Source organism: Sediminibacillus dalangtanensis (assembly GCF_017792025.1).
Taxonomy (GTDB): Bacteria; Bacillota; Bacilli; order Bacillales; family Amphibacillaceae; genus Sediminibacillus; species Sediminibacillus dalangtanensis.
On the sequence record NZ_CP046956.1, the window covers coordinates 1,690,430 to 1,710,548 of the forward strand.

General features: G+C 42.5%; 21 protein-coding genes and 1 other annotated feature. All 21 genes read left to right on the forward strand.

The window, feature by feature from the left end; genetic code table 11:
• The first annotated feature begins 32 nt into the window (after positions 1-32).
• Positions 33-833, forward strand: coding sequence for a cell division protein FtsQ/DivIB (locus ERJ70_RS08530; protein WP_209368604.1), 801 nt, complete (start codon positions 33-35; stop codon positions 831-833).
• Positions 817-1,521, forward strand: a complete 705-nt coding sequence (locus ERJ70_RS08535; protein ID WP_245208156.1) for a DUF881 domain-containing protein — start codon at positions 817-819, stop codon at positions 1,519-1,521. Before ERJ70_RS08530 ends, ERJ70_RS08535 begins: the two co-directional genes overlap by 17 nt.
• 2 nt (positions 1,522-1,523) lie before the next feature.
• The gene (locus ERJ70_RS08540) at positions 1,524-2,237 is read left to right on the forward strand and encodes a DUF881 domain-containing protein (RefSeq protein WP_209368606.1); all 714 of its coding nucleotides are present in this window, start codon (positions 1,524-1,526) and stop codon (positions 2,235-2,237) included.
• Complete coding sequence (locus ERJ70_RS08545) at positions 2,237-2,605, forward strand: small basic family protein (protein ID WP_209368607.1); 369 nt, start codon at positions 2,237-2,239, stop codon at positions 2,603-2,605. Before ERJ70_RS08540 ends, ERJ70_RS08545 begins: the two co-directional genes overlap by 1 nt.
• A 297-nt stretch (positions 2,606-2,902) precedes the next feature.
• Positions 2,903-4,186, forward strand: coding sequence for a cell division protein FtsA (ftsA, locus tag ERJ70_RS08550; RefSeq protein WP_209368608.1), 1,284 nt, complete (start codon positions 2,903-2,905; stop codon positions 4,184-4,186).
• A 69-nt stretch (positions 4,187-4,255) separates the two neighbouring features.
• Positions 4,256-5,392 carry a cell division protein FtsZ gene (ftsZ, locus tag ERJ70_RS08555; protein ID WP_209368609.1) on the forward strand — a complete coding sequence of 379 codons (1,137 nt, stop codon included), beginning with the start codon at positions 4,256-4,258 and terminating at the stop codon, positions 5,390-5,392.
• Positions 5,393-5,861: 469 nt separating this feature from the next.
• Positions 5,862-6,782 carry a sigma-E processing peptidase SpoIIGA gene (spoIIGA, locus tag ERJ70_RS08560; protein WP_209368610.1) on the forward strand — a complete coding sequence of 307 codons (921 nt, stop codon included), beginning with the start codon at positions 5,862-5,864 and terminating at the stop codon, positions 6,780-6,782.
• 25 nt (positions 6,783-6,807) lie between these two features.
• A complete protein-coding gene (gene sigE / locus ERJ70_RS08565) occupies positions 6,808-7,527 on the forward strand; it encodes an RNA polymerase sporulation sigma factor SigE (RefSeq protein WP_209368611.1) in 720 nt (239 codons plus the stop codon).
• A 124-nt stretch (positions 7,528-7,651) separates the two neighbouring features.
• On the forward strand, positions 7,652-8,431 hold the full coding sequence (gene sigG, locus ERJ70_RS08570) for an RNA polymerase sporulation sigma factor SigG (RefSeq protein ID WP_026771388.1): 780 nt from the start codon (positions 7,652-7,654) through the stop codon (positions 8,429-8,431).
• Between the two features lie 264 nt (positions 8,432-8,695).
• Positions 8,696-8,962 carry a YlmC/YmxH family sporulation protein gene (locus tag ERJ70_RS08575; protein ID WP_209368612.1) on the forward strand — a complete coding sequence of 89 codons (267 nt, stop codon included), beginning with the start codon at positions 8,696-8,698 and terminating at the stop codon, positions 8,960-8,962.
• A 62-nt stretch (positions 8,963-9,024) separates the two neighbouring features.
• Entirely contained in the window at positions 9,025-9,834 is an 810-nt protein-coding gene (pgeF, locus tag ERJ70_RS08580) for a peptidoglycan editing factor PgeF (RefSeq protein ID WP_245208157.1), read from the forward strand.
• 20 nt (positions 9,835-9,854) lie between these two features.
• Positions 9,855-10,529, forward strand: a complete 675-nt coding sequence (locus ERJ70_RS08585; protein ID WP_209368613.1) for a YggS family pyridoxal phosphate-dependent enzyme — start codon at positions 9,855-9,857, stop codon at positions 10,527-10,529.
• 16 nt (positions 10,530-10,545) lie between these two features.
• The gene (locus tag ERJ70_RS08590; protein ID WP_209368615.1) at positions 10,546-10,971 is read left to right on the forward strand and encodes a cell division protein SepF; all 426 of its coding nucleotides are present in this window, start codon (positions 10,546-10,548) and stop codon (positions 10,969-10,971) included.
• Positions 10,972-10,976: 5 nt separating this feature from the next.
• On the forward strand, positions 10,977-11,243 hold the full coding sequence (locus ERJ70_RS08595; RefSeq protein WP_074597442.1) for a YggT family protein: 267 nt from the start codon (positions 10,977-10,979) through the stop codon (positions 11,241-11,243).
• Positions 11,244-11,281: 38 nt separating this feature from the next.
• Positions 11,282-12,055, forward strand: a complete 774-nt coding sequence (locus ERJ70_RS08600) for a YlmH family RNA-binding protein (RefSeq protein ID WP_209368617.1) — start codon at positions 11,282-11,284, stop codon at positions 12,053-12,055.
• Positions 12,056-12,160: 105 nt separating this feature from the next.
• Positions 12,161-12,676, forward strand: a complete 516-nt coding sequence (locus tag ERJ70_RS08605) for a DivIVA domain-containing protein (protein ID WP_209368618.1) — start codon at positions 12,161-12,163, stop codon at positions 12,674-12,676.
• A gap of 74 nt (positions 12,677-12,750) precedes the next feature.
• Positions 12,751-12,971: a binding site (T-box leader), on the forward strand.
• A gap of 94 nt (positions 12,972-13,065) precedes the next feature.
• Positions 13,066-15,825: an isoleucine--tRNA ligase gene (gene ileS, locus ERJ70_RS08610; RefSeq protein WP_209368620.1), complete on the forward strand. Its 2,760-nt coding sequence runs from the start codon at positions 13,066-13,068 to the stop codon at positions 15,823-15,825.
• 585 nt (positions 15,826-16,410) lie between these two features.
• Positions 16,411-16,878, forward strand: coding sequence for a signal peptidase II (lspA, locus tag ERJ70_RS08615; RefSeq protein ID WP_209368622.1), 468 nt, complete (start codon positions 16,411-16,413; stop codon positions 16,876-16,878).
• Positions 16,875-17,780: an RluA family pseudouridine synthase gene (locus ERJ70_RS08620; protein ID WP_209368624.1), complete on the forward strand. Its 906-nt coding sequence runs from the start codon at positions 16,875-16,877 to the stop codon at positions 17,778-17,780. The genes lspA and ERJ70_RS08620 overlap by 4 nt, the downstream gene beginning before the upstream one ends.
• A 228-nt stretch (positions 17,781-18,008) precedes the next feature.
• A complete protein-coding gene (gene pyrR, locus ERJ70_RS08625; RefSeq protein WP_209368626.1) occupies positions 18,009-18,551 on the forward strand; it encodes a bifunctional pyr operon transcriptional regulator/uracil phosphoribosyltransferase PyrR in 543 nt (180 codons plus the stop codon).
• Between the two features lie 172 nt (positions 18,552-18,723).
• Positions 18,724-20,112, forward strand: a complete 1,389-nt coding sequence (locus tag ERJ70_RS08630; RefSeq protein ID WP_209368628.1) for a solute carrier family 23 protein — start codon at positions 18,724-18,726, stop codon at positions 20,110-20,112.
• Positions 20,113-20,119: the final 7 nt, after the last annotated feature.

Below are 20,119 nucleotides of genomic sequence, written 5' to 3' on the forward strand. Positions count from 1 at the left end.
ACGCATCTTTAAACTGAAAAGGAAGATAAAAAATGAGTCAAAAAAAAGTAGTGTCCATAGAAGACCGAATACCGAAGCTGAAACAAGCACGAAAGAAAAAAGCGAACCGCCGATTGATTTTTTATCTTTCTATTTTCTTTGTTTTGATTTCCATAGTAGTCTACTTGCAATCTCCATTAAGTCAAGTTCGTCATGTTGTCATAAATGGAAACCAGTACATAGACAGCCAAGAAGTAAAAACGTTAAGTGGGTTGTCGACCAAAAACAACTTTTGGAATGTGGACAAACAAGCTGTAAGCGACAAAATTCAAGAACATCCGGTCATCAGAAAAGCAGAAGTGGAAAGGCGATTTCCGACAACTATCCAAATAGAAATAAAGGAATATAACAGGGTAGGATACGTCATGGAAGACGGGGCCTATTATCCGGTTTTGGAGAATGGGAAAAGCCTCAAGCAGGAAAAAATGAAAACAGCAAAGGGAGATGCTCCTCTATTGTCCGGATTCACAAAGGAGACGTATTTGCAGGAAATGACGAAAGAACTCCAGCGTCTGCCCACGAGCATCGTTGGGTTAATTTCGGAAATCAATTGGGAACCGACAGAGGAAAATCCTTATAAAATCATCCTTTTTATGAATGACGGCTATGAAGTTGAAGGAACGATTCGTAACTTTTCTGCGAAAATGAAAGCTTATCCTTCCATCGTGGCGCAATTGGAGCCTGGAAGTGAGGGAATCATTCATATCGGAGTGGGAGCTTACTTTGAATCCTATCAAAAAGAGGAAGAAGAGGAAGATACAGAAGAAGGTGATCAGGATGAAGCTGAGAGGTAGGCACGTCATTCTGTCATTGGTTTTACTCGTTTCCGGTTTCTTAGTAGCTATTAGTTACGAAAATACCAAGCAGGACTCGAAGGTGGTACAAGTCAATGATCAGGAGTGGGAAAAGGATTATTACTACCGGCAACAGCTGATTAATCTAGAAGAAAAAAATCTGGAGTTGAAACAGGAGTTGGAAAACAAACGAAAAGAAATACAAAAACTTGAAGAGGAATTGGGCGGACAAACCGAAAAAATCGACAATTATGTCGATCGTAAATTGGAATTACAAATGATTACCGGAGAGCTTCCTGTTATCGGAAAAGGCGTCCGGATAACCTTAAGCGATGCCGATTATGTACCTTCAGAAGAAAATGCCAATCAATATATTGTTCATGAACGCCACATTCATCGTGTAGTAAACGAATTACTTAGTGCGGGAGCAGAAGCTGTTTCGATTAATGGCCAACGCGTATTTCGCGACAGTTTTATAAATTGTGTTGGCCCGGTTATTTCTGTAGATGGGGTTACCCATCCGGCTCCCTTTTCCATTTCGGCAATCGGGGACCAGGAAGTCCTGTACTCAAGCATTAATTTAACCGATGGCCTTGTGGATGAATTGATCAATGACAATATTGAAGTAGAGATGGAAAAAATGGAAAACATCCAGATGAGTGCTAGAGTCGACCAGGAAAGGGGATAACAGTGAAATTCAAACACAAATTAATTATTTCCCTTGTTTTTGGCCTGATCGGGCTTATGGTTGCCATTCAATTTCAAGCAAATCGGAAACCCGACGTGCGGGATACAAGAGATTTATGGGAAGTTAGGTCCCAGCTGCAAGAAGAACAGAAGCTCCAGCAGAATCTATATCAACAAATCAGGGATGCAGAACAGACAATCGATCAGTATGATGCGACTTCAGAATCTGAAAAGGTTCAGACGTTAAAGGATTCATTGGAAAAATTAAGGAGCGAAGCGGGGTTGACGGATTTACAACAACCGGGAATCATTATCGATATTTCCCCAATCTTCGTAGAAAAAGAGATTGGGCAAACATACCCTTCCATTGCTCCGGATTTGCTCAACCGCCTTATCAACGAGCTGAACACATACGGTGCGACAGACATTCAAGTAGCGAATGAGCGGATTGTCGATGTAACACCGGTACGCTCGGTCAATGGAGAAACATATGTCAATAACCATCCATTGCCTTCTGTTCCACTGAAGATAAAAGTGTTGGCGGCCAATCCTGAAAAGCTAAAGGATTATATGGAAGTTAGCCGCTCCAAAGACGACTTTGCCATAGAAAATCTCGATATGGAATTGAGATATGAAAAACAGGTCCACTTAACTGGATATCAGGAACCTGTCCAAATCAAATCCATGCGAGTGTTGGAAGAAACAGGTGAGGAATAATGTGGCTTCCTGTATTATTTTTGATTATCGGAGTAGGATTGGGATTGCTCACAGATATCCGCATTCCTGAAATATACGTGGATTATCTGTCTATTGCTGTATTGGCTGCTTTTGATACACTTTTCGGTGGAATAAGGGCTTACTTAGAGGGAAAGTTCGATGAAAAAGTTTTTTTGAGCGGTTTCTTCTTTAATACTTTACTCGCTGCGCTTCTTGCGTTTATAGGTGTCCAGTTGGGGATTGATTTGTATTTGGCTGCCGTTTTTGCATTCGGAGTACGGTTGTTTCAAAATATCGCAGCAATCAGACGATTTGTCATCGATAAAAAGTATATTTCAAAGAAATTGGCAAAGTGGCGAAGAAAATAACAGGAATTCGCTGCTATCTGTAGAATATGGTAGTAGTTAAACGAGTTTATCTTCACTGAAGAAGGGGAATATAAGCTAAGTTGGCTACCTGGATGGTTGCCGCCACCTTAACATGCTGATTTTTATTTTATTGATAATTTTTATTGATAACAGTCGCCATATAGCTTAAAATTTCCATATACTTTACTGACAAGAAATGTTTTACTTAATAGGAGAGCTTATTTTCTTTGTAAAAAATAAAAATATTCGATAAGATGTGAACTATTCAAAATGTTTTAGACTGGGAGGTGCCTTTCTTTGAACAACAGTGAAATATTAGTCAGCCTGGATATAGGTACATCGAAAATCAAAGTAATAATAGGGGAAGTGCTTAACGATTCCTTGAATATAATAGGTGTCGGTACAGCAGCATCCAATGGAATGAAAAAAGGTGCCATCGTCGATATAGATCAAACGGTGCAATCGATAAAAACGGCTGTTGAGCAAGCAGAACGAATGGTAGATATGCATATTGACCGGGTCGTTGTCGGCATTAATGGCAACCATATTCAATTGCAGCCATGCCATGGAGTAGTTGCAGTTTCAAGTGAAAATAGGGAAATAGGCAATGAAGACATCGGCAGAGTAATTGACGCAGCACAAGTAATTTCGATCCCTCCCGAAAGAGAGATCATTGATGTAGTACCAAAACAGTTCATCGTAGATGGGCTGGATGAAATAAATGATCCGCGGGGAATGATAGGCGTTAGGTTGGAAATGGAAGGAACGATCATTACTTGCTCAAGGACTTTGTTACATAATATTTTGAAATGCGTGGAAAGAGCCAACCTCGAAGTGCTTGATATTTGTCTACAACCGTTGGCTGCCGGTTCCATTGCACTTTCCAAAGATGAAAAGAATCTGGGAGTGGCATTGATTGATGTAGGCGGCGGAAGCACAACGGTTTCTATATTTGAAAATGACCATTTAGTAGCCACAAGTGTCATTGCGTTGGGCGGAGACAATATAACCAAGGACTTGTCCATTGGACTCCGTACTTCTTCTGAGGAAGCCGAACAAATTAAATTGAATTATGGACATGCTTTTTTTGATGACGCACGAGAAGAGGAAACGTTTGATACCACAATTATCGGCAGCAATCAAAAACAAACATTTAATCAACTGCAGATTTCTGATATGATTGAAGCTAGACTAGAAGAAATTTATGCATATGCCGAAAGAGAAATCAGAAAAAAGGGATACAGAGAGCTGGCAGGCGGATATGTGCTAACCGGCGGAACAATCAGCATTCCAGGTGCATTGGAACTTGCCCAGGATGTATACCAATCCAACGTTCGCATTGCTATACCAGACTACATAGGTGTAAGAGAATCGCAATATACCTGTGGCGTTGGTATCTTGAAGTTTGCCTACAACAATGCGAAAATACAAGGAAAAGAGATTTCTGCTTCGGTTCAGCCAGCTGAACATGATATACCTAAGCAGACGAAACAGAAACGGGCAGTAAAGCAAAAGGATACATCGTCTAACAATAAAAAAGAATCCGGAATCGCTAATTTGTTTAAATACTTCTTTGATTAAACAAGCGTTCCCTTACAGAATCTATAACTTCGATGAATCTTGTAATCTTGCAAAATAGGAGGAACGAATATGTTAGAGTTTGATACAAATATGGACCAGCTTGCAACGATCAAAGTAATCGGTGTAGGCGGCGGCGGAAGCAACGCGGTCAACCGTATGATCGAGCATGGAGTGGAAGGTGTAGAATTCATCGCTGTCAACACGGATGCCCAGGCGTTGAACTTATCAAAAGCAGAAGTAAAGATGCAGATAGGCTCGAAATTGACTCGCGGGCTGGGAGCTGGTGCCAATCCGGAAGTAGGAAGAAAGGCAGCAGAAGAAAGCAAGGAACAGTTAGAAGAAGTCCTTCAGGGTGCCGACATGGTGTTTGTAACTGCTGGTATGGGCGGTGGAACTGGAACTGGAGCAGCCCCGGTGATCGCTCAGGTAGCTAAGGAAATCGGTGCATTGACTGTCGGTGTTGTGACACGCCCCTTCAGTTTTGAGGGCCGGAGACGTTCTACACAGGCAGTTAGTGGGATAGATGCGTTGAAAAGTAATGTCGATACGTTAATCGTGATTCCAAACGACCGTTTATTGGAAATTGTCGACAAGAATACACCGATGTTGGAAGCATTCAGAGAAGCAGATAATGTCCTTCGCCAAGGTGTTCAAGGTATTTCCGACTTAATTGCCAAACCGGGGCTGATCAATGTTGACTTTGCCGATGTCAAAACGATCATGTACGACAAAGGGTCTGCTTTAATGGGGATCGGTGTGGCAACAGGTGAAAATAGAGCTACTGAAGCCGCAAAAAAGGCCATTTCTTCTCCGCTGCTTGAGACATCTATCGATGGTGCTCATGGAGTACTCATGAATATTACCGGGGGAGCGAATTTAAGCCTGTACGAAGTACAAGAAGCAGCCGACTTAGTTACTTCTGCTGCGGATCAGGAAGTTAACGTTATTTTCGGTTCGGTAATAAATGAGGAATTAAAAGATGAAATCGTTGTGACCGTTATTGCAACTGGCTTTGATGAATCGCAGTTGAAAGCCAATCAACCAAAACAACGTCCTGCGGTCAACAATCAGGCGCAGCCTGCCGGCGGTGAAAAACGAAAAGAAGAACCTCGCCGTGAAAGCCCTGTGCAAGGCCAGCAGGTAAAACAGGAAGAGGATACGCTGGATATTCCTACATTTTTACGCAATAGAAATCGCAGAAGATAAGTATTACCTAAAACCCTTCAAGTTGTATGCTTGAAGGGTTTTTTTATGTCTGTATAGGAAAAGATAAATTTGACTGTCTGTGGATCATTATTGGCTGAAACAGCCACGTCCAGCTCCAGCGCCAGTGCCTCCCCCCCTCAAGGTCTTAAGCCCCCCCTCTGTGTGGCAAAAAGCGCCACGCCGAGCTGTTCTTAAGCTTGTCGGTGGCCCAAACGATGTGGGTCATGCAGGCGTTGCCACAGGACGTGGCGGCTCTAGCCTGTACTCCTTTAAACAGGCGCTTGCGCTTTTGTCCTTTAAACAGAAGATCCCCATCTTTTTTGCTGTTTTAAAGAAATTATTTTGACAAAATCACTGATAAATTCTGAAAATAAGTTGTTTTTATGGTTCAAGAAATGACAGACTTCTATTTTCCAGTTCGTTATACTTGCTACAAGTCCTGATTGGTAGATTGAAAGGAAGAGTAAACGTGACAATCTATTTAGATGCCGTATGGCTTTTGAACTTTATGTTGGATTGGATGATTTTATTATTAACCCATTATATAGCCAAAAAACCGCATAATCGTTTACGGCTTATTCTAGGTGCTCTTGTTGCTTCCTTTCTTGTCCCACTTACTATTTATTACCCGGATTCTTTTCTTTCTGCTTGGTGGGGTAAAGGGCTTTATTCCCTGTTGATCGTATGGACTGCATTTGGCTGGTATAATGCCAGTTCGTTTCGAACTTGTCTGGTATGGTTCTACTTTGTTTCGTTTATTCTTGGAGGTAGTTTGATTGCTCTTCACTTTTTGATTGGGCAACAGGTAATTGCATCCTCAAGCGGATTGCTAACATTTAAGACTGGTTTCGGAGACCAGGTAAGCTGGCTTTTTGTATTATTTGGCTTTCCTTGTGTCTGGTGGTTTACAAAGAACCGTATGGACAAGCACGCATTCGATAAACTGCAAATGGGCCATATTTTCCCTATCACATTAACGTTCCGTGGGAAAAGAGTATCAACTACGGGTTACATGGATAGTGGAAATTCGCTTGTTGATCCGGTAACCAGGGAGCCAGTCATTATTTGCGAACAATCTCTGCTACTTCATTGGTTTAGTGAAGAAGAAATTGCTGCTTTTCAGGATGTGCAGGAAAACCTGCAGTTAGAGAAGCTTCCTGAGGCCTGGGAGGACAAATTACGCCTGGTCCCATATCAGGGTGTCGGTGGCAGGAGTACATTCATGCTTGTCTTCAGGCCGGAATTAATCGACACGTATTATGAAAATAAGCAAATTGTCACAAGCAGGATACTTATTGGCATGCAGTTTGGAAGTCTTGCGACAGATGGCAGTTATCACTGTCTCCTGCATCCTGGCATTCTTAAATATTCAACAGCAACATCTGCTTAAATATCGTAAAAAGGAGAGGATACAGATGGGGAAATGGAAGTTGAAGCTGCAATTGTGGTGGTATAAACTACTTATCAAACTTCGAGTAAAGTCTAAAGAAGTTTACTATATTGGTGGTAATGAGGCGCTACCGCCTCCGCTCAGCAAGGAAGAAGAACACGAGCTGTTAAAACGGCTGCCCGTTGGAGATAAAGCAGCAAGGGCAATGCTCATTGAACGGAACTTACGACTTGTCGTTTATATTGCAAGAAAATTTGAAAATACCGGTATCAATATTGAAGACTTGATCAGTATCGGGACTATCGGCCTCATTAAAGCTGTCAACACTTTCAATCCGGAAAAAAAGATAAAACTTGCTACATATGCTTCCCGCTGCATAGAAAATGAAATACTCATGTATTTGCGCCGGAATAATAAACTGAAAACGGAAATTTCTTTTGATGAACCACTGAACATCGACTGGGATGGCAATGAACTTTTGTTATCTGATGTTCTTGGGACGGATGAAGATATTACCACCAAGGATCTGGATGCCAATGTAGACAAGAACTTACTCCGAAGTGCCCTGGAACAACTAAATGAACGTGAAAAACAAATCATGGAATTGAGGTTTGGTCTTATAGGGGAAGAAGAAAAAACACAAAAAGATGTGGCAGATATGCTTGGAATATCTCAATCGTATATTTCTCGTCTGGAAAAGAAAATTATCAGCAGGTTGAAGAAAGAATTTAATAAAATGGTCTGAAGCTTTGGGAGCGTTGTACTAAAACGCTATCCGGCACTTTTGGCCACTGAGCGGACTGCATAAAAATCCTCTCTGGGGAGATACTGTTCCATGAATAGCATCTCCAACAGGGAGGGTAAGGCACATGACAAGACATAAAGTAGAAATTTGCGGAGTAGACACATCAACATTACCTGTTCTGAAAAATGATGAAATGCGGATTCTTTTCAAGAAAATGCAGGCAGGAGATCTTGCTGCCAGGGAAGAACTGGTCAACGGCAATTTACGGTTAGTCTTAAGCGTCATTCAACGGTTCAATAACCGCGGTGAATATGGGGATGATTTATTTCAAGTGGGTTGTATCGGCTTGATGAAATCCATAGATAACTTCGACCTTGGCCAAAATGTAAAATTTTCAACTTATGCAGTACCGATGATTATCGGGGAAATCAGAAGATACTTAAGAGACAACAACCCGATTCGGGTATCAAGGTCTTTGCGCGATATAGCTTATAAAGCGCTACAAGTAAGAGAAAAATTGATAAGCAAAACTTCAAAAGAACCGACACCAATGGAAATCGCCGAAGAAATGGGGATTTCGCACTCTGAAATTGTTTTTGCCATGGATGCCATCCAGGATCCTGTCTCTTTGTTCGAGCCGATTTATAATGATGGCGGTGATCCGATCTTTGTGATGGATCAATTAAGTGATAATAAGGATAAGGACAGCACCTGGCTGGATAATCTTTCGTTGAAAGAAGGTATGCAACGATTGAATGAAAGAGAAAAAATGATTCTGAACAAGCGTTTTTTTCAAGGGAAGACACAAATGGAGGTAGCAGAAGAAATCGGTATTTCTCAAGCGCAGGTTTCCCGGCTCGAGAAAGCTGCCATTCAGGAAATGAACAAAGAAATGTTTGAATAAGCATATCGGCCTTGTAATGTACAAGCTATAATCTTTACGAAACAGGGTCTTTTTTCACTAACCCAAATATTGAGAAAATCATCAGCAAAAATCTAAATTGCTGATGATTTTTTTGTTTGAAATTTCTTTCAATGTTTTGTTGCTGTCTAAATTTGTGGTTTGGTGATTACATGTTTAGAAAAAAAGAGATAAGACAAACAGTCAATTTTTCCGAAAAACATGCCCTTTACTTGCATATAGTAGATAGAAAAGGCAGGTGTAAGCATGATCACACTTTCAGAACTGCAGATCAAAGATGTGATTGTTGTAGATGACGGCAAAAGACTTGGCAACATTACCGATTTGGAAATCGATGTAGATCACGGAAGGATTACGTTTCTTGTAATCGGATTGAAAGGGAAAATGATGGGGCTTTTCGGCAGGGAAGAAGAAGTGGTGATACCATGGGAAAGTATTGTGACGATTGGATCGGATGTTATCCTCGTCAAAAAGCAGAAAGAACCCACTTTGTACACAGAAAAGAGTGAATAATGACAAACATCAGCAAAAGTTCTTGCAAATATGATAAAATGAATGAAAAAATAAGGAGGAGAATGATGAAAGACCCCTTTCAACTATCAGAGGAATCGGTGCTTTCAATCGGGGGCTGGCATGGACTGGCACCGGGATTGAAAGCGGGATTCACCACAAGGCAAGGCGGGGGTAGCCTCCCTCCCTACGACACATTTAATTTAGGACTACATGTAAAAGATGATCCAGATACCGTCATAGCAAACAGACAAAAATTAGCTGATATAACCGGTTTTCCTTTGAAGGACTGGGTTGCTGCTCAGCAGGTCCACGGAACCGACATCGCAGTCGTTTCAGAAACAGACAAGGGAAAAGGATCTAAGACACAAACTGATGCCATCTTAAATGTCGATGGTTTAATTACAAATCAAACGGGAATTTTGTGTACAGCCTTCTTTGCCGATTGTGTACCACTTTATTTTTTTGATCCCGCGACCCGTTGGATTGGGATTGCCCACGCAGGCTGGAGGGGAACAGTCAACGGGATGGCTGAAAAAATGGTTTCTGTTTTAAAGGAATACGATGTTCAACCTGAGACTCTTTTGGCAGCAATCGGGCCGTCTATCAACGTTGAAGCTTATCAAGTGGACGATAAGGTGATCAAGTTGGTACCAAACGGCTTGGAGGATGAAGTAGTACACAGGGGAGAGACTGGCACTTTTTTGGACTTGCAGCGATTAAATGAATTGCTTCTGCAGCGGGCTGGATTGCCTCCTGAAAATATCAACAGAAGCAAGCTTTGTACCTTTAAAGAAAACGAGTTGTTTTTTTCGCACCGAAGAGAAGAAGGAAAAACTGGAAGGATGCTGGGTTTCATCGGTTGGAAAGAATAAGCGGGAAAGGAGTTATTTTTTTGGACGTAGCAATGAATGTAGAGCAAATTCAGTATAACATTAGTGAAGCTTGCCGGAAGGCTGGTCGTAAAGAAGAAGAAATCACACTCATCGGAGTGACGAAATATGTTACAATTGAGCGGACGGAAGAAGCATTGGCAGCAGGCGTACATCATTTAGGGGAGAACAGGTTGGAAGGTTTTTTACAAAAATATGACGCAATCGGTGAGAAGGCTAAGTGGCATTTCATTGGATCATTGCAATCCCGTAAAGTAAAGGATATGATTAATAAGATAGACATGCTGCATTCTTTGGACAGGAAATCTTTGGCAAAAGAAATTAATAAACGAGCTGAAAAACCTGTACCCTGTTTTGTGCAAATCAATACAAGCGGTGAAGCATCGAAACATGGAATCGAACCGGAGGAAGCTCTGAAATTTATTGACGGACTTGCGCAATATGACAAAATTCAAGTTGTCGGTTTGATGACGATGGCGCCATTTGTCGAAGACGAAGAGATCATCAGGCAAACTTTCCGCAGGTTGAAGATGCTGCGCGACGAAATAGAGGAAAAACATTATCAGCACGCACCTTGTCGTTACCTATCCATGGGAATGAGCAACGATTACCAGTTGGCCATAGAAGAAGGCGCGACCCACATTAGAATTGGTTCTAAGCTTGTCGGCCAAAAATAGCTCGAGGTGAAAAAGAATGAGTTTTAAAAACAAACTAAAAACGTTTTTTACAATGGATGATGAATACGAATATATCGAGGAAGAGGAAGAATTGGAGGTTCCGGAAGCAGCCTCCCAGCAAAAAGGCCAGGGACAGAATGTCGTGAGCTTGAAAAGTGTACAGCCTGCATCCAAGGTAGTACTTTTGGAACCCCGTACATACAGTGAAGCACAGGAAATCGCTGATAATATTGTCAATCGCAGAGCGGTTGTGATTAATTTGCAGCGTGTCGACCATAACCAGGCAAAGCGGATTGTCGACTTTTTGAGCGGTACCGTTTATGCTGTGTCTGGAGACATCCAAAAACTCGGCAGCCATACATTCCTCTGTACGCCGGATAATGTCGATGTTTCCGGTACGATTTCCGATATGTTTGAAGAAGATTTAGACAAAAGGTGGTAGTCCCAGTGTATCAATTATATACAATACTTTTTTATGCAATTGAAATTTACAGTTTTGCTTTGATTGCCTACATTTTGATGTCCTGGTTTCCCGGTGCAAGGGAATCCTCGTTTGGAAGTTTTCTAGCTAAAATATGCGAACCGTATTTGGAGCCCTTCCGGAAAATCATCCCGCCGCTAGGCATGATCGATATTTCACCAATTGTTGCAATCCTGGTACTTAATTTCGCAACAAGAGGGTTGGCAGTATTGTTTGGCTTTGGCGGTTTTTAATCCGCAATAAACACTAATGGAAACAGTTGGGTGACTCAATGGATATTTATCAACACTTTCGTAAAGAAGAACAACCTTTTATTGATCAAGTACTTTCCTGGCAGGAGGAATTGGAACGCAGTTATCAGCGAAAGGTGACAGACTTTCTCGATCCGCGCGAACAGAAAATTTTCGGTTCTTTGATTGGCGGGAAAGAAGATTTTCGTTGGCGTCTATTTGGAGGAAGCCCTTCTGCTGAAAGAAAAAGAGCCATACTTGCCCCTTATTATGAAGAGATAGTACTGGATGATTTCGAGTTGGTACTGCTTGAAGCTGATTATCCAGTTAAATTTGTCAGCCTGGCACATCGTGATGTTATGGGTGCCTTTCTTTCCATGGGAATCAAACGAAAAAAACTCGGTGATCTAGTTGTCAAGGACGGGCTTATCCAAATTATAACAGCAGCTGAAATAGCGCCGTATGTCAAAATGAATTTGACTAACATAAAAAACGCCGGTGTCCGTTTCGAAGAAGTATCATTTGAACGGTTGATGGAGAAAGAGGAGCAATGGCAAGAAAAAAATATGACGGTAGCTTCCCTTCGTCTGGACGTCCTGGTAAAAGAAATTTATCAAGTTTCCCGGCAAACAGCCGTGCAGTTCATCGAAAAAGGATTAGTGAAAGTCAACTTCCGTGTCGTTGACTCCCCGGCTTTTACTTTGGAACAGGGTGATTTGTTGTCTTTAAGGGGAAAAGGCAGAAGTCATGTGAAGGAAATCCATGGACGTAGTAAAAAAGAGAAATGGAAAATTACTGCGGAAATCTTGAAATAAGCAAAAAACATGCAGGATTTTCTTCGATTTTGTCGAATTTCTCTGTTACAGTATTGCGCACTTTTTGTTATCCTAAATTATTCTAACAGACAGGAGGTGGCCGATGTGCCATTGACACCACTAGATATTCATAACAAGGAATTCACCCGGAAATTCAAAGGATATGATGAAGATGAGGTGAATGAATTCCTGGACCAGGTTATCAAAGATTATGAGACGGTCATTCGGGAAAAAAAGGATTTGAAAGAAAGGTTAGACCAGTTAAATGAGCGATTGGGCCATTTTACGAATATTGAAGAGACCTTGAACAAATCGATCCTGGTAGCACAGGAAACTGCCGAGGAAGTGAAGGGGAATGCCACAAAAGAATCCAAACTGATCATCAAAGAAGCGGAAAAAAATGCGGATCGGATTATCAATGAGGCATTGCATAAATCCCGTCGGATAGCAATGGAAGTAGAAGAACTGAAAAAACAGGCAAAGGTGTTCAGAACCCGTTTGAAAATGCTTGTAGAAGCCCAGCTTGATATGATTGAAAATGATGACTGGGACGGATTGCTGACCACAGAAGTCGATCCGGAAACTGAATATGAAAAAGAGGCAGTCGAAAATAATTATTAAACCTTGACGTTTTCATGAATTTTACATATAATTCATAAACATAATGCTACTATTTCTGTAAAGTAAATTAATTGATAAATACGAAGACAGGGACAGTACAGGAAGAAGCATGCTGTATTAGCGATCCGGGGACGGTGTGAGCCCGGAACAGAGCCTTTCTGGAAAATCACCCTTAAGTATCCGCGTTGAAATAGAGTAGGGGCGGACGTCTTGTTCACGTTACGAATTTCAAGTGGAAGGATTCTTTCGTTGTCCTTCTATAAGGGTGGTACCGCGAGTCCTTCTCGTCCCTTCGGGATGAGAGGGGCTTTTTTTATTTTCCTGCCATTCGTGGATTGTCTAGACTATTTGCAGATAGATTTGCACAGCTAACAAGGAGGAAAGAGAAGATGGATTATAAACAAACGTTGCTCATGCCAAAGACAGCTTTTCCGATGCGGGGAAACTTGCCGAACAAAGAGCCGAAGATGCAGGAAGAATGGGATCAGAACAAGATGTACGAAAAAGTCCAGCAGCGCACGGAAGGAAGACCGCTATTCGTCCTTCATGATGGACCTCCATACGCTAATGGGGACCTGCATATGGGGCACGCCTTGAATAAGATACTGAAAGATTTTATTGTAAGGTATAAGTCAATGGCCGGCTTCCATGCTCCGTATGTTCCCGGTTGGGACACCCACGGATTGCCGATTGAACAGGCGCTGGCAAAAAAGAAAGTCAACCGCAAGAAAATGACGGTGGCTGAATTTAGACAAAAGTGTGCGGAATATGCTTTAAAGCAAGTCGATAATCAACGGACGCAGTTTAAGCAGCTGGGAGTTCGTGGCGATTGGGAAAATCCTTATATTACATTGAACAAGGATTATGAAGCTGCCCAGATCAAGGTTTTCGGTGAGATGGCGAGAAAGGGATATATTTATAAAGGGCTTAAACCGGTTTATTGGTCCCCTTCTTCTGAGTCAGCGCTTGCCGAGGCGGAAATTGAATACCAAGATAAGCGATCGGCTTCCATTTATGTTGCGTTTGAGGTGAAAGACGGGAAAGATGTCCTGGATGGTGATGAGAAATTCATCATTTGGACGACAACTCCATGGACGATCCCTGCCAACCTGGCGATCAGTCTTCACCCTGACTTGGATTATGCAGTAGTGAAAGTGGATGGTTACAAGTACGTAATCGCTCATGACATGCTGGAGACTGTTACCCAAGTGCTTGAGTGGAACGATCCAGAAGTAATCAAGACGTTTAAAGGCAGGGATGCAGAGCGCGTCGTCACGAAGCATCCTTTTTACGACCGTGACTCCCTGGTAGTGCTTGGGGAACATGTCACAACAGAAAGTGGTACTGGGTGTGTTCACACTGCACCTGGGCATGGGGAAGACGACTTTTATGTAGGCAACAGATATGGTCTTGAGGTGCTTTGCCCGGTTGATGAAAAAGGAAACTTCACCGATGAAGCACCTGGTTTTGAAGGGCAATTTTATGATTCTGCCAATAAAGAGATCACACAAAAGTTGGAGGAAGTGGGTGCCTTATTAAAACTCGAATTTATTACGCACTCCTATCCTCATGACTGGAGAACGAAAAAACCGACTATTTTCCGTGCAACCAATCAATGGTTTGCTTCCATCAAAGATTTTCGCGAAGATATCCTGAATGAAATTCAACGAATCAACTGGTACCCTGGCTGGGGTGAAACGAGACTGTTCAACATGGTCCGAGATCGGGAAGATTGGTGTATCTCGCGTCAAAGAGCTTGGGGAGTACCAATTCCGGTGTTTTACGGAGAGGATCGTACACCTATCATTACCGAGGAAACGATTGAACATGTCTCCAAATTGTTCCGGAAGCATGGATCAAACATCTGGTTTGAATGGGAGGCGAAAGATCTGCTTCCGGAAGGATACACTTCCGAACACAGTCCTAACGGCAAGTTTACAAAGGAAACAGATATCATGGATGTATGGTTCGATTCCGGTTCCTCCCATGAAGCCGTTTTGAAAGGCCGCCCGGAACTTCAACGGCCGGCAGACGTTTATTTGGAAGGATCCGACCAATATCGCGGTTGGTTTAACTCGTCCATTTCCACTGCGGTGGCTGTGACAGGAAAGGCACCATATGAAGCAATTATCAGCCATGGTTTTGCACTGGATGGTCAAGGCAGAAAAATGAGTAAGTCGGTAGGTAATGTAGTCGTTCCTTCTAAAATCATGAAACAATATGGTGCGGATATTTTAAGACTATGGGTTGCTTCTGTCGATTATCAGGCAGATGTGAGAATTTCGGATGAAATCATCAAGCAAACTTCTGAAGGGTATCGTAAGATTCGTAATACGTTCCGTTTTATGCTCGGAAACCTGCAGGACTTTGATCCATCCAAAGATAAAGTGTCTTATGAAGATTTAGAAGAAGTGGACCGTTACATGCTGATTCAATTGCAGGAGCTTATCGAGAAAGTACGACATGCTTATGATCATTACGAATTCTCGACTATTTATAACAATATCCACAATTTCTGTTCGATTTCGTTAAGTTCTTTCTATTTAGATTTTGCCAAAGATGTATTGTATATTGAATCGGCCAACGATCATAGAAGAAGAAGCATCCAGACCGTCTACCATCAAATTTTGACGGCATTGGTCAAGCTATTGTCACCGATTATTTCCCATACCGCCGATGAGGTTTGGCAGTATATTCCTGGTACAGAAGCGGAAAGTGTACAATTGACCGATATGCCACAGCCAGAACAATTCGAGGGTCAGGATGAACTGAAGCAAAAATGGGATCGGTTTATGGATATTCGGGATGATATCCTGAAAGCGTTGGAAGAAGCACGTGCAGAGAAAGTCATCGGAAAATCATTGGAGGCAACTATTCAAGTTGTGCCAAATGATTCTGAAACAAAAGATTTGCTGAACAGTATTGAATACCTCCAACAATTGTTGATTGTTTCTGGTTTGGAAATCCAGCAAAGCAATTCGGAAGCGAAACGATACGAGCATGTTGCTGTTCGGGTTGAAAAACATCCGGGAGAAAAATGTGAACGCTGCTGGGTATCATCGGAGACAGTAGGGGAAGATGAGCAGCATCCAGAGCTTTGCTCCCGCTGTGCAGAGGTAGTGAAAGAGCATTACGCAGATCTCGTTTAGTGTAGAAACGGCTAGCATGATAAAGATAGAGCCTGGGACAAAAGCATCGTGACCAATATGAAACCGAACGATACCACCATTCGTTCGGTTTTTTTTTGATGAGCAAAAAGCAAATGTTCTACCCTATGAAAAGTGCAACTTTCCACTCCGGCAAGGTACTTCGCTTCCCGCGGGCGCGCGTAGTATCTTGCTGTAGCGATTCGAAGCGCACATCAAACAACAGGATAAAAAGAAAATATACAAAGAAAAACCGAACGAATTTGATTGGCGGTTAGCATTCGCTCGGTTTTTGCTTTGGTGGCCATGCTTTTGTCCCGGCCTCTTCTATATGGGTTCTTTTCGTATAGCCTGATGCTTTATCACACTGAGAGCAGTTAGGAATCGCGGAAAATTTTTGGCATGACTTATTTCCGTGTAAACGGAAGTGTGCTAAACTCTCGCTGAGGAAATACCTTGTGTATTTCATGGGAACATTAATCGAAAAGATAAAGATGGACCAGTAAACAGTATGCTTATTTTTATACCACGTTGTTTTGTGGTAAACTTTAGTTTGTAAAAGACAGCGATAAGAACGGGGGAAGCGGTGTGCAATATTACATACTGGCAGTAATCATTGTCCTGATTGATCAACTATCCAAATGGTGGATTATCAAGAATCTGGAAATAGGCGAACAATTTCCTGTCATAGAGAATTTTTTCTATATAACCTCCCATCGCAACACCGGGGCAGCATGGGGCATGTTGGAAGGCCAAATGTGGTTCTTTTATATTGTCACGGCTGTTGTGGTGCTGATTGTGATTTATTATATCAGGAAGTTTGCAAGGACAAGCAAATGGATGGGATTGGCATTGGGATTAATTTTGGGTGGAGCAGTCGGTAATTTCATTGACCGCTTGTTCCGGAAAGAGGTTGTCGACTTTTTTGATGTATATTTAGGCAGCTATGACTATCCCATATTCAATGTTGCTGATTCGGCTCTTGTTTGCGGAGTGATCATTGTTTTGATTATGACTTTTGTCGATGAGAAGAAGAAAGGAAGAACTGCAAAATGACGAGTTCCAGTCATACGGTACAAGCTAATCAGACCGGTTTGAGAATTGATAAACTGTTGGCGGAGGTTAACGAAGACGCCTCAAGATCACAAGTTCAGGAATGGATAAAAGAAGGACTTGTCTATGTCGATGGAAGCCAGGTTAAAAGCAATCATAAATGTTTGGAAGGAGAACAAATCTCCTGGGAAGTGCCTGAACCGGAAGCAATGGAAATAAAAGCAGAGGATATACCATTGTCCATTGTTTATGAAGACTCGAGTCTCTTAGTGGTAAATAAACCGAAGGGCATGGTTGTTCATCCTTCTGCGGGTCACCGCAATGGAACCATGGTAAATGCACTGCTATATCATTGCAACGATTTATCCGGAATCAATGGGGTAATTCGGCCGGGAATCGTGCATCGAATCGACAAGGATACGACCGGGCTGCTTGTAGTGGCTAAGAATGACCAGGCCCATTTGTCATTAGCTGAACAATTGAAAGATAAAACCATGTCCAGGAAATATCAGGCGATCGTTCATGGTGATATACAGCATGAATATGGCACGATCGATGCCCCATTGGGAAGAGACCCGAAAGACCGCCAGAAACAAGCTGTGGTCCGTGATGGAAGGTCTGCAGTCACACATTTTCAGGTTATCGACCGATTCGGCTCTTACACCCACGTAGAATGCGTGCTCGAAACCGGACGTACCCATCAAATCAGGGTGCACATGAAATATATCGGTCATCCCTTGGCAGGTGATCCGAAATATGGACCGAAAAAAACATTGGATATCGAGGGACAGGCGTTGCATGCCGGATTGCTGGGTTTCAGCCATCCACAAACCGGTGAATGGATGGAGTTTGAGGCTCCTTTGCCTGATGAATTACAAACAATTTTAGCGAAGTTAAGAAAATGAGGTTGACAGCTGACGGTTATTTTGAAATAATCGTTAGTAGAAATTATAGTAGTAAGGAAATTGCGCTGTGCCATAATTGCATAATATCCTTTAAAACAGTCCCGTGAGGCTGGAAAGGAACGGATAAATGATAAACTGTAATGGTTGAAGTATGTCCAAATCCCTTCTTTCCTCTCGCGGAAGAAGGGATTTTTTTGTAATACGAGTTTGGCTGGGGGGATTACAACAATGGAAAAAAAAGCTACAGTATTGGACGATGCAGCAATAGGCAGATCGTTGACAAGAATAGCTCATGAAATTTTAGAAAAAAACAAAGGCGTTCAAGGCTTGATTCTTGTCGGAATAAAAACGCGCGGTATCCCGCTGGCAAAGCGTCTCCAGGAAAAAATTGTGCAAATAGAAGGTGTAGAAGTACCAATCGGCGAATTGGATATTACGCTTTACCGTGACGACCTTTCAAGTATCGAAGAAAACCGTGAACCTCGTTTGAATGAAACAAAGATTGACGGGGATATTTCCGGAAAAACACTGGTGCTGGTAGATGACGTTCTGTTTACAGGAAGGACCGTCCGGGCAGCAATGGATGCCATAGTCGATCAAGGTAGACCTGAACAAATACAACTGGCTGTGTTGATTGATAGAGGACATCGGGAGCTTCCTATCCGAGCTGATTTTATAGGCAAGAACATCCCTACTTCCAAGGAAGAAATTATTGTGGTTGAATTGGATGAAACAGACAGCCAGGATGAAGTAAGTATTTATGAAAAATAATCAACGATAAAAACCTGGACCTTTAAATCGAGTCCCGTGAGGCTTGCAAGGTCGCGAAAGGATACGTGTGTATTTTCGGCACGTTTGCCTCCTTGCGACCAAGCAAGGAGGTTTTTTTACGCAAAAAAAATAGAGAGAAAACAAACAGGGAAACATCAGAGGAGGAAACAAAATGAGCAGCAAACACATCGTTATGGATGTACAAGACATTCCGAAAATTCATAAGTGGTTTACCTTGAGTTTACAGCATTTATTTGCCATGTTTGGTTCTACCATTCTCGTACCTTTTCTAACAGGTCTGTCACCAGCAATCGCGCTTGTTTCCAGTGGAGTGGGAACATTGGCATACCTTTTGATCACCAAAGGAAAAGTACCAGCTTACTTAGGTTCAAGTTTTGCGTTTATCTATCCGTTAACGGTTGTCAGCGAGTCTAGCGGCATTCCGGGTGCCATGGTTGGAAGTTTTTTAGCCGGTCTGGTTTATGGGCTGGTTGCCCTGCTTATTCGCACTTCGGGATTGAATTGGCTCATGCGGATTCTGCCGCCAATCGTCGTGGGACCTGTCATCATCGTGATTGGTTTAAGTCTCGCATCGACAGCAATTGATATGGCGATGTATGTACCGGGACTGGATGAGCAAGTGTACAGCGGAACACATTTATCGGTGGCGTTGGTAACACTGGCTATCACCATCATAGCCACCATGTTCTTTAAAGGATTCTTCGGTCTAATTCCGATATTGACCGGTATCGTCGGAGGATATATTTTTGCTTTGTTTCAAGGTATCGTCGATACAAGTGAAATTGCTGCTGAGTGGGCTTCATTAACATCAGCAGGTTCTGTTGGAGAGTTTTTCACAGCTTTATTTCAAAATCCCGGTTTTGTCCTGCCTTTTGTGGATTATTCCCCATTGGAGGTTATCAGCTGGCAAATCGCTTTCGCCATGGTTCCGGTTGCTCTTGTGACAATCACAGAGCATACAGGTGATCAAATGGTCCTGTCAAAGGTTGTAGGTAGGAATTTCATCAAGCAGCCTGGACTGCACCGTTCCATCCTTGGCGATGGTACAGCTACGATTATAGCATCCTTGCTTGGCGGTCCACCTAACACGACTTATGGAGAGAATATCGGGGTTCTGGCGATAACCAGAGTGTTTAGTGTATTCGTCATCGGTGGCGCAGCGTGTCTTGCTGTCCTGTTCGGGTTTGTCGGTATCATTACAGCTGTTATAGGTGCTATTCCGTCCGCGGTGATGGGCGGGGTATCGATTCTATTATTTGGGATTATCGCCTCCAGCGGTTTACGTATGCTGGTTGACAATCAAGTAGATTTAGGAGACAAGCGAAATTTGATCATCTCTTCCGTGATTTTGGTAATCGGAATCGGCGGGGCATTCGTTCAAGTGACGGATGATCTGCAAATAGCAGGGATGGCATTGTCTGCCATCATTGGGGTTTTACTGAACCTGGTTCTGCCTGGAAAAGAGAAGGGATATGGAAATGGGAATATGTTCAGTGATACCGAGCCCGATCCGGTAATGCAAGGTGACGGCGAGGATTGATCTGACT

Excerpts from the sequence above, each read along its gene's own strand:
- ERJ70_RS08575 (WP_209368612.1), top strand. The coding sequence starts at position 8,696 with ATGATCACACTTTCAGAACTGCAGATCAAAGATGTGATTGTTGTAGAT.
- ftsZ (WP_209368609.1), top strand. The coding sequence starts at position 4,256 with ATGTTAGAGTTTGATACAAATATGGACCAGCTTGCAACGATCAAAGTA.
- ERJ70_RS08545 (WP_209368607.1), top strand. The coding sequence starts at position 2,237 with ATGTGGCTTCCTGTATTATTTTTGATTATCGGAGTAGGATTGGGATTG.
- ERJ70_RS08620 (WP_209368624.1), top strand. The coding sequence starts at position 16,875 with ATGACGAGTTCCAGTCATACGGTACAAGCTAATCAGACCGGTTTGAGA.
- ERJ70_RS08535 (WP_245208156.1), top strand. The coding sequence starts at position 817 with ATGAAGCTGAGAGGTAGGCACGTCATTCTGTCATTGGTTTTACTCGTT.
- ERJ70_RS08630 (WP_209368628.1), top strand. The coding sequence starts at position 18,724 with ATGAGCAGCAAACACATCGTTATGGATGTACAAGACATTCCGAAAATT.
- sigE (WP_209368611.1), top strand. The coding sequence starts at position 6,808 with ATGGGGAAATGGAAGTTGAAGCTGCAATTGTGGTGGTATAAACTACTT.
- ileS (WP_209368620.1), top strand. The coding sequence starts at position 13,066 with ATGGATTATAAACAAACGTTGCTCATGCCAAAGACAGCTTTTCCGATG.
- pyrR (WP_209368626.1), top strand. The coding sequence starts at position 18,009 with ATGGAAAAAAAAGCTACAGTATTGGACGATGCAGCAATAGGCAGATCG.
- ERJ70_RS08530 (WP_209368604.1), top strand. The coding sequence starts at position 33 with ATGAGTCAAAAAAAAGTAGTGTCCATAGAAGACCGAATACCGAAGCTG.
- pgeF (WP_245208157.1), top strand. The coding sequence starts at position 9,025 with ATGATGAAAGACCCCTTTCAACTATCAGAGGAATCGGTGCTTTCAATC.
- sigG (WP_026771388.1), top strand. The coding sequence starts at position 7,652 with ATGACAAGACATAAAGTAGAAATTTGCGGAGTAGACACATCAACATTA.
- ERJ70_RS08600 (WP_209368617.1), top strand. The coding sequence starts at position 11,282 with ATGGATATTTATCAACACTTTCGTAAAGAAGAACAACCTTTTATTGAT.
- ERJ70_RS08590 (WP_209368615.1), top strand. The coding sequence starts at position 10,546 with ATGAGTTTTAAAAACAAACTAAAAACGTTTTTTACAATGGATGATGAA.